Source organism: Pseudoduganella sp. UC29_71, assembly GCF_042693265.1.
GTDB lineage: Bacteria > Pseudomonadota > Gammaproteobacteria > Burkholderiales > Burkholderiaceae_D > Rugamonas.
The window spans coordinates 3,125,125-3,138,592 of record NZ_CP170549.1; the positions used below are offsets into that span (position 1 = coordinate 3,125,125).

The 13,468-nt window shown below is 57.5% G+C and carries 10 protein-coding genes; 1 reads left to right on the forward strand and 9 read right to left on the reverse strand.

Annotated elements, in window-relative coordinates; all coding sequences use genetic code 11:
- Window positions 1-232: 232 nt before the first annotated feature.
- From ACFJI2_RS13715 to ACFJI2_RS13740, 6 genes are all read right to left on the reverse strand, one after another.
- On the reverse strand, window positions 233-568 hold the full coding sequence (locus ACFJI2_RS13715) for a P-II family nitrogen regulator (protein ID WP_377705522.1): 336 nt from the start codon (window positions 566-568) through the stop codon (window positions 233-235).
- 53 nt (window positions 569-621) lie between these two features.
- The gene (locus tag ACFJI2_RS13720) at window positions 622-3,747 is read right to left on the reverse strand and encodes an efflux RND transporter permease subunit (RefSeq protein ID WP_377705523.1); all 3,126 of its coding nucleotides are present in this window, start codon (window positions 3,745-3,747) and stop codon (window positions 622-624) included.
- Between the two features lie 9 nt (window positions 3,748-3,756).
- A complete protein-coding gene (locus ACFJI2_RS13725) occupies window positions 3,757-4,980 on the reverse strand; it encodes an efflux RND transporter periplasmic adaptor subunit (protein WP_377705524.1) in 1,224 nt (407 codons plus the stop codon).
- The gene (locus ACFJI2_RS13730) at window positions 4,977-6,299 is read right to left on the reverse strand and encodes a TolC family protein (protein WP_377705525.1); all 1,323 of its coding nucleotides are present in this window, start codon (window positions 6,297-6,299) and stop codon (window positions 4,977-4,979) included. Before ACFJI2_RS13730 ends, ACFJI2_RS13725 begins: the two co-directional genes overlap by 4 nt.
- Window positions 6,300-6,390: 91 nt before the next feature.
- Window positions 6,391-6,738, reverse strand: a complete 348-nt coding sequence (czcI, locus tag ACFJI2_RS13735) for a cation efflux protein, CzcI family (RefSeq protein WP_377705526.1) — start codon at window positions 6,736-6,738, stop codon at window positions 6,391-6,393.
- 17 nt (window positions 6,739-6,755) lie between these two features.
- Window positions 6,756-9,023 carry a heavy metal translocating P-type ATPase gene (locus ACFJI2_RS13740; RefSeq protein WP_377705832.1) on the reverse strand — a complete coding sequence of 756 codons (2,268 nt, stop codon included), beginning with the start codon at window positions 9,021-9,023 and terminating at the stop codon, window positions 6,756-6,758.
- Window positions 9,024-9,133: 110 nt separating this feature from the next.
- Between ACFJI2_RS13740 and cadR the strand changes: the two genes are divergently transcribed.
- On the forward strand, window positions 9,134-9,547 hold the full coding sequence (gene cadR, locus ACFJI2_RS13745) for a Cd(II)/Pb(II)-responsive transcriptional regulator (protein WP_008448020.1): 414 nt from the start codon (window positions 9,134-9,136) through the stop codon (window positions 9,545-9,547).
- Between the two features lie 24 nt (window positions 9,548-9,571).
- Here the strand turns inward: cadR and ACFJI2_RS13750 are convergent, their stop codons facing one another.
- The 3 genes from ACFJI2_RS13750 to ACFJI2_RS13760 form a co-directional block, all read right to left on the reverse strand.
- Complete coding sequence (locus ACFJI2_RS13750; RefSeq protein WP_377705528.1) at window positions 9,572-11,494, reverse strand: FTR1 family protein; 1,923 nt, start codon at window positions 11,492-11,494, stop codon at window positions 9,572-9,574.
- Window positions 11,495-11,666: 172 nt separating this feature from the next.
- The gene (locus ACFJI2_RS13755; protein ID WP_377705529.1) at window positions 11,667-12,581 is read right to left on the reverse strand and encodes an undecaprenyl-diphosphate phosphatase; all 915 of its coding nucleotides are present in this window, start codon (window positions 12,579-12,581) and stop codon (window positions 11,667-11,669) included.
- A 397-nt stretch (window positions 12,582-12,978) separates the two neighbouring features.
- The gene (locus ACFJI2_RS13760) at window positions 12,979-13,440 is read right to left on the reverse strand and encodes a copper-binding protein (RefSeq protein ID WP_377705530.1); all 462 of its coding nucleotides are present in this window, start codon (window positions 13,438-13,440) and stop codon (window positions 12,979-12,981) included.
- Between the last annotated feature and the right edge of the window lie 28 nt (window positions 13,441-13,468).

The window sequence follows — 13,468 nt, forward strand, 5'->3', positions numbered from 1 at the left end:
ATGGTGCGCCAGTAGCGTCGTTGCCAGACACAGAGCCATCACATAGGCGAGCCACCATAGTCTGCTGTGCACGGTCGAGATGCACAGCAGACCGCAAGCAACCGTAAGCAGTATCGCCAACGCGGTTCCGGCCACAAGCGCGAAGCGGACGTTGTGTCCCTTCCTTTGAGAGGACATGCCTTCGCGCGCATGAACTCTGAGGCGTCGAGGGCGTAGTCTCATGCCCGCGACTCTAAGAGCCCGCTATTTCGGCAACCGCATCGATGGTTGTCGTAAATACCCAGCCCTTGCTGGGCTTGCCGGCCTGGACGATCAATGACACCAGTTGCGGTGCCAGGCCATCCTCGCAAATCAATTCCAACTTCGCTTCCGCCACCACCGGCTCGGCCAAGTCGAGCGAATAGTGCTGTTGCCCCTGATCGTTGCCCGAATAAAGGCGTTGAACGGTGGAAACAGTGAGGTTGTAGCAGCCGACCCCGTTGCTGATGTCGCACAATCCTGAATTGCGCAGCGCTTCCGTGACGAAGCGCACGCGGTGCGGGTGGATGAATGCTTTGAGCTGTTTCATTTAGACCTCCTGGTCTGGAAAGGTAGAGCCGCCGATGTCGTCGGCGCCGAACGTCACACTATCGCCGTCGTTGTCTGTGGCATGGACGCCGCGAGCGCCTTACGTTCTCGACGGTTCTCGACCCATTCGTACAGCAGCGGTAGCAAGAGCAAGGTCAAGGCGGTGGAAGTGAAGAGGCCACCCACGACGACCGTGGCCAACGGTCGTTGAGTTTCCGCCCCAACACCGGAAGATAGCAGCATTGGCACCAAGCCAAAGATGGCGATCGACGCGGTCATCAATACTGGGCGCAGGCGTAGCGCCGCTCCTTGGCGCACGGCTTCGCGCACACTCAGTCCTTGCTCTAGTTGCTCATTGAGGAAGGTCACAAGCACGATCCCGTTGAGCATGGCAACGCCGAATACGGCAATGAAGCCAATTGCAGAGGGTACCGACAGATACTGACCAGTAACGAACAGCCCAACAACACCGCCAATGGTCGCGAAAGGCACATTGGCGATGATAAGTGTGGCGTACGTAAGCGAATTGAAGGCGGTGTACAAGAGGATGAAGATCAATCCTATCGTCAGAGGAACGATGATGGCCAGCTTGGTCATTGCACGCTTCTGGTTTTCAAACGCGCCGCCCCATTCCATCACATACCCAGTCGGGATCTTCACTTGTGCGGCGATTCTTTGCTGTGCCTCCTGCACGAAGCTGTTCACGTCACGCCCTTGCACGTCCATCTGGATGACGGCATATCGCTGTAACTGCTCGCGCCGCACGAATGAATAACCCTCGTCCACTTCAAGCGCGGCGACGCGCCCCAGCGGCACGAGCGCGCCATTTTCGCTACGAATCGGAATCGAGGATATCGCCTCCACGCTGTTCCGGAATTCACCACCCAGCCATACCTGGATGTCAAAGCGCTTCGATCCATCGATAAGCGTAGAGACAGCCTTTCCGCCAATGCCCGCCTGTACGACGTTGAGAATGTCATCGGCATTGATACCGTAACGGGACGCCGCTTCACGGTCGACCTTGATGATGAGCTGGGGTTTGCCCTTGTTGGCCTCCAACGATAGGTCGGCGGCACCAGGCACTTTTTCCAATACTTCCTTCATCTGACTTGTCAGGCGATCGAGCGTATTTAAGTCCTCACCATAGATTTTTAAGGCTAGCGTCGCCCGCACACCCGAAATCAGTTCTTCGATACGCATCTGGATCGGCTGCGTTGCGGCGATTACTGCAGTCGGCGCTTTTCGTTCAAGCGCAACTTGCATCTCCTTGGCCAACTCCGGGATGGCCTTCTTCTTGGGCCAGTCACTCTGCGGCTTGAGGTTGACAAGCAGTTCCATGTAGTTCACATCCGCTGTTTCTCCCTTCTCGGCCCGGCCAATCATCGCCAACGAGGATGCCGTCTCGGGAAACTCCTTCAGACTCGCTTCGAGTTGTTTGGATATACGGATCGATTCGTCCAGAGATGTGGACGGGATGCTCGTGACGCGGAACATAATGCCGCCCTCCTGCAAGGAGGGCATGAATTCTTTGCCTAGGAAGGGGATAAGCGCGAGTGAGGCCACCAGCAAGCCAACCGCACCGATTACCACGATCTTCTTGTTGTCGAGAGCGCGGTCGAGCAACGGCAGGTAAAGGCGCTTGGCCGCAGCGACGACAAAGGTATCCTTCTCTTCTTTTGCTTTAAGAATCAACGCGGAAAGCACTGGAACGAGTGTCATTGTCAGGATCAACGACCCGACCATGGCGAAGGTGATGGTCAGCGCCATCGGCTTGAACATCTTGCCCTCCAGGCCGGTGAGGGAGAACAGCGGCAGGAAGACCACGATGATAATGAGGATCGCGAACGCAACCGGATTGATCACCTCGCGGGCGGCCTGCAAGATGATATGCGTCTTGTTAATCGGACGGCCCGATTCAGCATGATGAGATAGCAGCCGGAATCCATTTTCGACCATCACCACGGCGCCGTCGACCATCATCCCGATACCTACCGCAAGGCCCGCCAGTGACATCAGATTGGCAGACAAGCCCCATTGCTGCATCATGATAAAACTAATCAGCATGGCCAGTGGTAGCGCGACGATCACAACCACCGCCGAGCGAATCTCGCCAAGGAACAGATATAGGATTACAGCCACCAGGATGGAACCTTCCACCAGCGCGCTTTCCGCCGTTTTGACCGCCTTGTCCACCAGGTCGGTACGATCGTAGACCGGATTGATGGTTACGCCTTTCGGCAACGCCTGCTGCGTCGACTTCAACTTCTGCTTGACCTCGGCGACAACATTTTTGGCGTTCTCACCGAGCCGCTGTAGCGCCATGCCGAGGACCACCTCTTTCCCGTCCTTCGTCACGGCTCCCGAGCGCAAAGATGCACCTTCCTTGACCTGGGCGACATCGCGCACATAAATGGGCGTGCCTCGATGTGTCGCCAGTACCACGTTCCCGATATCGCTTGCGTTTGCTACCAGGCCCAGACCGCGCACCAGATATTGTTCCTGTCCTACATTCAGATACTGGCCGCCCACTTGGCGATTGTTCGCCGTCAGCGTTTCCATGACACTTTTCAAACTCAAGCCATACTTAATCAGCTTGTTCGGGTCGATCAGCACTTGGTACTGCTTCTCGTCGCCGCCCCAAGAACTCACGTCATCCACACCAGGAGCGGTGCGAAGCTTCAGGCGGATATCCCAGTCGTGCAGCGTGCGCAGATCCATCGTCGTCATGTTCTGGTCGACCGACTCCACCGTGTACCAGAACACCTGGCCCAGCCCGGAACTGTTCGGCCCCATAGTTGGCTCGCCGTAGCCGTCCGGCATGCGCTGCTTGGCTTCCAGGAGCTTTTCGCCCACCAGCCGGCGCGCAAAATAGATATCGACGTTGTCTTTAAAATTGACGCTGACGTACGACAGGCCGAACAGCGACACCGAGCGAATCGCTTCCACCCCGGCCAATCCCGCCATCGATGTCTCCACCGGCGTTGTCAGCAACTTCTCGACATCTTCGGCCGCAAGGCCCGGCGACTCCGTATAAATGTTCACCTGGATGGGTGTCACGTCCGGAAACGCATCGACCGGCAAGTCGCGCCAGGCCAGCGCGCCCATCATGACGACAATCAGAAAGCCGACGATGACGAGCACCTTATAGCGCAGTGAGAGGTCAACAATAGAATTGAGCATGTCGTCCCCTTAATCCGCGCTGATCTGCGACTTGAGCAGCTTGGCCTTAAGCGCATAGGCGCCCTGGGTCACCACCGTTTCACCGGTCTTGACGCCGCCCTTGATTTCAACCAGGCCCTGGCGCTTGTCGCCAAGCTCCACTGCTCGCGTGTCGAAACCTTCGCCGCGCTTGACGAACACCGTTGGTTGCCCCTGGACGAGCACCACCGCTTCATTCGGCAGCATCAGGGCTTTTTGGCTCCCCTCCGTCGAAATGGCCGCGCTGGCGAACATGCCGAGCTTGAGTTTACCTTCTGGATTGGGTACTTCAACGCGGGCCTTCACTGTTCGGGTCTCCTTGTCCATCACGCTGCTCACATAGGTGACTTTCCCGCGAAACGCTTCGCTGCCATACGCGGCCACAGTGACGACCGCTTGCGCACCTGGCTTGACTCTTGCCAAATCTTTTTCGAACAGATTGGTTTCAATCCAGACGTGTGACATGTCCGCGATCGCAAAGAGTGGCTTGTCGGGCTGCGCCAGCTCGCCGAGTACGGCCTTCTTGTCGACGACGGTACCGGCGAACGGCGCCGTTACCGGAAAAATCGATGGTGTCTTGCTCGTTTCACCGTCGCGACCCGACAGGCCTAGCGCGTGGCGACGATCACCAGCAGCGCGCGCGATCGCCTTCGCTTTTTCGAGGTCGGCCCGGGCGCGCAGAACGTCTTTCTGCGGGATGATTTGGTCGGCTTGTAGTCGTTCTGCGCGTTCGGCTGCTGACCTCGCCACGGATAATTCCGTCACGGCTTGGGCATAAGCCGATTGCGCCTCGCCCGCCTCGATGCTATCGACCAAAGCGAGCGTTTGCCCCGCGCGGACTTGCTCGCCAAGGCCGACCATCACCTTGTCCACTTTTCCGGATATGCGCGGCGCGATGCTCGCGTAGCGGTCCTGCGCAGGCTCGATGGTCGCCGTCACCGTAAGCTGATCGGCAAAAATTTGCTGTTCCAGCACGGCTGTGCGCACCCCGGAAGTAGCGCCTTCGTCGGCGCTAAGCGTGACGACCTTGTCGCCGCTAGCCTCCGCCTTCTCCGCACTTGGCGCTTTGTCAGGAGGGGCCGACGGTTTATCTTTGCTGCAGCCTGCGAAAATGGCCGAGATTAGAACAAGCGGCAGAGTGAGCCGACATTTGTGTTTGTTTGGCATGGTGATGAGGTTTCCATTTGTGTTCTGAGCGTTGGACAAGAAGTTCATGGTCGTGATAGCAGGCCTGCGGCGGTTCGCAGCGCGATGTCGGTCACGCGCAATTCCCGTTCGGCGTCGATCAGGTCCTTTCGGCCGTCGAGCAGCTGGCGGTTAACCAACAGAAGCTGCACAATGCTGATTTCTCCAGCCTGCAGCGATTTTTTTGACAACTCCTGGTTTTGTTCCAGGGTGGGCAAGATCGATGAGCGCAACGCCTTGACGCGTTCCGTGAGGCTTTGCATCCGTTGCCACAGCGCCGCGACAGCGGCTTGGGTGTCGCGCATTGCGGTCTCACGCTCAATCGTGGTTTGCTTCAGTTCCGTCGATGCCCGGCCAATTGCGCCAGCGTTCTGATGGAACAATGGGAGTGGAATCGACATGCTCAAACCCGTCAGACGCTCCTGCGCGCCGACCGGTCCCTCGCGCGAGGTAGATACAGCGACCGTCACGTCCGGATAACGTGTGGCCCGTTCCAGCGACAACCTGTTGCGGGCAGCGTCCTGCTTGCTGTCCAGCGCGCGCAGCAGCGGACGCTGACTAGCGCGCGACAGCAGATCGGCCAACGTGTACTGCTTGGCCTGGCCGACATCGAGTGTGCCATCCGCGATGGGTAGTGCTCCCGCCGGCAATTGTAATAATTCGGCAAGGCGCTGGCGCGCTTCGATCAATTGCTCTTGAAGTACGCCAATCTGGTTACGGGCGCGCACCGCCTCGACTTGGGCGAGATTGCCATCGAGGCGGCTATCTTCACCCGCCACCACGCGCTTCTCCACCGACTGTGCCGTGTTTTGAATCAGGCCCAACGAGTCGTTCTCGGTCTTGACCCGCTCCTGCAGGGCGAGTACCTCGACGAAAGAAGTCTCCACTTCGGCCAACACAGCACGACGCGTTTCGTCCAGCGTTGCGCCATGCGCCGCCAGTTGCGCTTGCGCGGCGCGGCGGCGATACCCTTGCTGGCCCGCGATCTCGAACGTCTGCTCGAATGAGGCGCTCCATTCACGTTGGCGCGTGGTAGACAGACCTTGCGCGGGCACCTCGCGGCGGACTCTTTCCGCGTTCAGCTTTGGATTGTTCCATAGCAGGTGTGAGGCGTCCGACAAGTCACCCGATAAAGCATCGCGATTGGAGGCCGTCTGACGAATATCAACGCTGACGCGATCGGCTAGTTCGAGCGCTTGGTCAAGGTTCAGCACCGTAGGTTGCACAGAGGTGACAGGCGATTGCGCCCCATCGTGGACGAGCGGCAACGCTAGAACTTGCGCCAATGCGATCACCGGCTGGCCAGCGACAGCCGCCGCTATGCCAAGCGGCAGTAATAGTTTGTACATCGAATTCTCCAAGGACCATGGGAAAAGAATTCGACGAGACACCAGCTCGCAGGTAGCGAACTAATAAAGCAATAAGGAATGTCCCGTCGGCTTAAGCGACGGGAGAGCGGTCAGGCCTACGCGGGCCGTCCGGGATATGGGAGGTGTACAGCAGAACACGCGGTTCGGCTGCGGTTTTATCGAGCGGGATGGTTACGGGTTCGACGTGCGTTAAGAACAATGCACAGCCAGCACCGTGGCACGAGGGGCAGTCGATATCGATCTTGCCAAGCTTGGCTTTGGCGTTCGATGTATCGGCTTTACCCTGATGTTGATGGGCATGATGACCAAAATGCACGCTGGTCGCCCCCGTTTCGTGTTGGCAATACGATCCCGCCGTTGCCCAGGCAAACTGGAACGGTACAAGTACCAACAACAGAATAAGGAGAAATCGTTTCACGGAAAAATCATAACATATCAAGGAAGGGCCGAAGTGGCGTTACCGTCTCTGTGCTGTGTGTTAAATCGATCCAGGCTACGCAACATACGCAAAGCGTTGAACACAACCAGCAAGCTGGCCCCCATATCCGCAAATACCGCCATCCACAACGTCGCTTGCCCCGCTAAGGCCAACACTAGGAAAACGGCCTTGATCAACAGCGCGAAACCGATGTTTTGCCGCAGTACTTTACGTGTGCGTGAGCTTAGATGCAAAAACGCGACCAGCTTGCTGAGATCATCGTCCATCAATGCAACGTCGGCAGTTTCAAGTGCCGTGTCAGACCCCGCCGCGCCCATGGCGAAGCCGATGTCAGCACTGGCCAGCGCAGGGGCGTCGTTGATGCCGTCGCCCACCATGCCTATGTAACCGTACTGTGTACGCAGTTCGTGGATGGCGGCGAGCTTCTCTTCAGGAAGCAGATTCCCACGCACGTCACCGATTCCGGCCTGACTCCCCATCGCTGCAGCAGCGTAAGCGTTGTCACCGCTCAGCATTACCACATGCAGGCCCAAGCCACGCATTGCCGCAATCGCGGCCTCACTGGTATCGCGCATGGTGTCGGCCACCGCCAGAACGAGCAACGGTGTAGTGGTCGAGCTCAGCACGACGACACTCTTTCCGCCGCGCTCGTATTCTCCAAGCACCGTGTCCAGCATGCCGCCGCCGATGCCTTGCTCCTGCATCAGCCGCTGATTGCCGAAGTAATAGAATTCGCCGTTGATCGTCCCATTGACTCCGCGCCCGGGCAGCGCCATGAAGTCGACCACATCGAGCAAGGTGTCGCCTGGATTGGCGGCGGTCCAATCATCAACCACTGCCGCCGATACCGGATGATTAGAACGTATGGCAAGGCTTGCGGCAAGGCGGAGTAGAGCAGCCTTGTCGCCAGAATCCAGCACACGCGTATCGGTCACAGAGGGCCGTCCAAGAGTGATGGTTCCGGTCTTATCGAGCGCAATAGCCTTGAGCTTATGTCCTTGCTCTAGATATGCACCACCCTTGATTAATATGCCGTGCCGGGCCGCTGCTGCAAGTGCGCTGACAACCGTCACCGGCGTGGAGATGACCAAGGCGCATGGGCAGGCGATCACCAACAGGACGAGCGCCTTATAGAGCCATGGCTGGAAGGGGGCACTCAGCAAGAGCGGCACAACGAGTGCCACCACAACAGCGAGCGCCACCACTGCCGGAATATAATACCGGGCAAATTCATCGACAAACCGCTGCGTCGGTGCGCGATCGCCTTGAGCCTGCTCGACGCTGCGTACGATACGTGCCAGTGTTGAATCACTCTGGACAGCGCTAACGCGATACTCGATCTCGCCGTGTTCATTAACCGTCCCTGCGAATACCGGGTCACCAGTGTGTTTCGTTACCGGCATACTTTCGCCCGTAATCGGAGCCTGGTTGATCGTTGTTTGGCCACGCGTGACCACACCATCGAGCGCGAGACGTTGACCGGGCTGGACGCGTACCTGCGCCGCGACCTTGACTTGTGAGGCTGGCGTCTCGATCCATGTTCCGTCCTGCCCCTGGACCGTGGCGGTGTCGGGTGTCATCGCCATCAATTGCTTAATCGCATTGCGCGCACGGTCAAGCGATAATGCCTCAATCATCTCGGCCACTGCGAACAGGAAGATGACTGTGGCCGCCTCGGGCCATTGGCCAATGACGGCCGCGCCGATGACGGCCAGCGACATCAGAAAATTCATGTTGAGTGAAAAGTGGCGTAGCGCGATCCACCCCTTGCGCAGCGTATCGACGCCACCGGCGGCGATGGCGAGCAACGCCAGCGTGACGACCGGCCAAGAACCGTCGGTCCCACTGGTCCATGCCAGTACTTCGGATCCAATTGCGGCCGCGCCAGAAAGGCCCATCAGAATCCATTGCAACAAAGGGACCCGGGGACCGGCGAGCGCACGGTCCGATTGAACCGCCACAGCGTCTACGTCTAACGAATCCGACTTGAGCACCGGGTCAAGGCCGAGTCCAGTCAATCCTTCGAGCAGCGTCTGCGTCGATTGCAACCGGTGCCGAACTGTCAATTCACGCTGCATGAGATTGAACTGCATGCTGTCGACGCCGGCCATCGTTTTGAACCTGTCACGAATGAGCTTCTCCTCCGTCGGGCAATCCATCTTTTGAATCAAGAAAACAGCTTCCTCGGCTCCCGCCGTATCCGTTCCTTCCTCGACCGCCTCCAACGCCGGGCCGCACGTGTTTTTGCTATCACAACAATGCATATGATCCATTCGTGTCAGCCAATTCAATTGGCGATATACTGAGATTAGAAACCCTATAGTAACTATAAGGTCAAGCAAACTCAGCATCCAGTTCAATCAAGGTGAATCCGATGTCCCACCCCGCAAGTCTTAAAATCAGCCAGCTCGCCACCGCGACCGGCGCATCGGCAGAGACAATACGCTACTACGAGCAGGAGGGCTTACTGCCCCAGCCCGCTCGCTCTGCGGGAAATTATCGACTGTATGGCGACGAGCACATCAAGCGCCTGCAATTCATCCGCCATTGCCGCTCTCTGGACATCGCGCTGGATGAGATCCGGATATTGCTGTCATTGCGCGATGCACCTGAGGCCAATTGCGATGAGGTCAATATGCTGCTCGACAGGCATATTGGTCAGGTCGCGACCCGCATCCGGGAACTGAAAAGTTTGCAATCGCAGCTCGAACAGCTACGAGCTCAATGCGGAGACGCGCGTCCGGCCCGCCAGTGTGGCATCCTCCTGGAGCTGGACAAGTCCGAGTAACGGACCTCGCGTGCCCGCGCGCAACTACGCCGTGCGTTTCTGCGACCGAACGTTATATGCAACGCTCGCTACAATGACTGCCACGATTAGCAATTGCGCCAGCAAGGTTTGAACCGACGGATAGAGTCCCAGCAGGTCAATGCGTGGGATACCAATCGGAGTGCTGGCGAATACGCCCACTTTTTGCAGAGCGGCGACGCCTTTACCCATCAAGACGGTGGCAAGAATGGCCACCAGCGCCGAGCTGAAGGCAAAGAATTGGCTGATCGGCAAGCGAGCCGACGAGCGCAGCAGCACGACGGCCACTACAGCCAGAATTGCGATGCCTGAACCCAACCCTGCAAGCATATAGGTGCCATTCCCCTCGGTCCACAGCGCCGCGTAAAACAGCACCGTTTCAAACACTTCGCGATACACCGTGACGAAAGCCAGGGTAAACAGCATGAGCGCTGAGCTCTTGTTAAGCGCCGACGATAGTTTGTCGCGCACATACGCCTGCCAACGGCCAGCCATGCTCTTCTGGTGCATCCAGATACCCACGCTTAGCAGCACAACGGCTGCAAATATGGCTGAAAATCCTTCGGTCATTTCGCGACTGGCACCCGATAAATCAACAAGATAGGTAGCGACTCCCCAAGTGGCGCCACCGGCGACTAACGCCGTGATCCATCCCGCATGCACGTAGGGAAGTACATCGCGACGGTCGGCTTTCTTGAGGAAAGCGATCATTGCAACGACGACAAGCAGCGCTTCTAGTCCTTCCCGCAACAAGATTGTGAGCGCCCCCATGAAAGCCGAGAGCGGATCGTTGGCGCCGGCGAGCGCCGCCTGTGCGTCGGTCAACAAATTTTGCAATCGCGCTTCGATTTTTTTTGCCTTTGGAATGTCGCCGGCCACAACTGCATTGCGGAAACTGCCCATCGTAATCTCGGTCTCTTCGAAGAGCGTCTTATTCTTGGCCGCCAGCGCCGGCTCCACTGGCTCAAAGCCATCGAGATAAGCCGACAATGCTAGCCGCGATGCCGTCGCCGCTTCGCCGCGAGTCAAAGCGACCAGACTCTCTTTCAGTTTTTCCTTGGCTAATGGCAGCGTATCCGTCGACAATCCGGCGGCCTTAGCTGGCGCGCTGCGCAAGTACGCCAGTAAGGCGACCGCATTCGGTTCCCCGACTTCAGCGGCAAGCTGGGTTTCAGTCAGCTCGCTGAGCTTGGCCAGGCTTGGCACACTCACCCGCAATTCCGGGGACGAAGACCACAGGCTGGCGCCGGCCTGGCGTTCCTTGTCGGTGTACGACAGGGACGACGCGAAATAGGCGATCGCCCATCGGTCCTCCTCGCTCAACTGCGCAAAGCTCGGCATCGCTGTTCCGTCCACGCCATGCGAAATGATCTGCTGAAGGGCGAAAACGCTGCGTTCGCGCGCGCGGCCATGGTCGGCCAGGACGATTGGCGGCGGATTGAGCTTTGCTGCCAACGGGCCATCGGAGTGTCCGGTGGTACCATGGCATGCAGCGCATTGCGCCAAGAATAGCGTTTCGCCGCGCTTGATATCAGGGACGCGTTTCGGTGCCATCGGCACAGGATATGCTGCCACCAGCCCGGAAGCCAAGGCGCGGGCGCGAACTGCGACAGTTGCAGCGGCGGCCTTTTGATCGATTGTTACGCGAAGATCATCGGCCTGCTTCATGAGCATCGGCGTTGAGGCGTTCGATGGCAGTTCTTTTAACTGCACTTGCGCAGCCCTGGCGAACTCCTGCATTTCAGCGTATTCGCTGGCGCTCCTGACGCTGCCATCTTGCACCGCTTTACCATAATCCACGGCCAAGTAGTCAAGGAGTTGCCAGATCTGCTTTGCCTTGTTTTCCGCCTCTGCGCCCTCGGCATGCGCGGCCATAGGCGAAAAAAGGATGAGGAAGCTCAACACAATGAAATAACGGAAAATGGACATAAAACCCTTGTTAAATGGCAAAGAGGAAGCGAACCTTAAGTATCAGGCAGCACCGCAAATAATTCTCATTACGCATTTAACACCTTCTAGCCACTAGAAGGTCAAGTAGATTCTGTCCTACAAATTCGCCGCTGCATCTGGAAAGCAATGGCCAAAGAATCGATCCTGAACGCTAGTACGGCGGGGTCCCCTTCATCGTAAAACACCCGCCTGAACGGATACGATCAGAAAAATTCCCAGTGCTGCCCGATAAATGACAAACGGCCAAGCGGAAAATCGTTCCAGGAATCGCATAAGACCCCAGATCGCAACGAATGCCGAGATACTCGCCACGAGCAGGCCGAACCCGAGCAAGGCCCACGCTTCCACAGGAATGTGGGCGTGGTAGAAGTACCCACAGCTCCTTCAGCCCAGCCAATGCGATCGCAGGCAGTCCAAGAAGAAACGACAGGCGGGCCGCCTCTTCACGCCGGAAGTTGAGAAACAGCGCTGCGGTCAGGGTCGATCCCGACCGCGAGACGCCAGGAATCAGTGCGCCAATCTGGGCAACACCAACAATAAGCGCATCACGCAAGCGCAGCTGGTCAAAATTGCGCCGATGGCGGCAAACAACTTCGGCAATGGCGAGCAAGACTGCCATCGCCACCGACGAGACACCAATGACCATTAAACTTCGCAAAGGCGACTCGCATGAATTCAACACGGAAGACAGTGCCAACCCCGCGAGCCCGATCGGGATTGTCGCCAGGCAGATCGCTACCGCAAGGCGAAACCATGGGCTGTTGAAGTCCCGGCGGCGAATAGCAGAGGCGCTGCCGGTGCTCACAGCCGCAACATCGCGCCAAAAGTAACTCACAACGGCGGCCAATGCGGCCAATTGCATCGCGGCCGAAAACGCGGAACCCGGATCACGCCAGCCGAGTAGCGCCGGCACTATGCGCATGTGGGCGGTTGAGGAAATGGGTAACAATTCCGTGATTCCCTGAATGACACCCAAAATACCGACTTGAATATAGTTGAGCGAGGCGAAGCCGATATCCAGAGCATCGCCGCAAGCATTGGCCAAATTGTTCTCCCGAAATTGCATCAACGCCAGTGGAAATACGCACTGGACGTGAAATGATTAATTAATAGACCACATTATCTAAGAACAAAAGTATAGCCTAGGACGCAGCATCTCCGCGACCGCTGTCCTGGATGGACGGTACTTTTGCGCGTGGTACACCCATCCTGCGCCTCCTTACTTTCGTCGCGCCTTAATCTTCTTGCGGGACACGCCAGCGGTATTCTTGTCTTGGTTCGAGCGCGGCGAGCGCTTCTGACGTCGCAGCCAGAGAAGCAGGACAACGACCAGTATTACCTCAATCGCCCAGAGCAGTACGAGGTGATTGGCGACCTCGATGGGGATCCAACGTCCGCCCATATTCATACATGCCTCGCCCGTTGTCGCAAAAGGTGAATTCCGCGCTCGCCGCTGCTATCACTTACTTCACAGCAGTGACGACGTAGTTCTGACCGTCCTTCATGAACTCAACATGCACCTTTTTGCCAACCGCAAGCTGGTCGTACAACGACTTGTTTTTGACGCCGAACTTCATCGTCATGGCGGGCCAGTTCAACGTCTTGACGGCTTCGTGGGCGAGCATAACTCGCCCATTGGATGGATCGACCGCTCTCACGACGGCCTCGGCTTCGTAGGTCACTGCCTTGGCATCCTTGTCGTGCCGCATGCCGCCTTTATCATCCATCATTGCTTTACATTTCTGCATGTCCATATCCTTCATGTTCATGCCCTTCATGTCGCTGTCTTTCATGCCCTTCATATCCATACATTTCTGCATGTCCATGTCCTTCTCCGCGCCCTTCATATTGCCGGGCTGCTGTGCATTAGCAAAGCCGGATGTGGCCAACGCCAAGATCAGGGAAAACGTTGCGGTGCGATTCATAGCACTTCCTTTCAGTGGTGAAAAAATT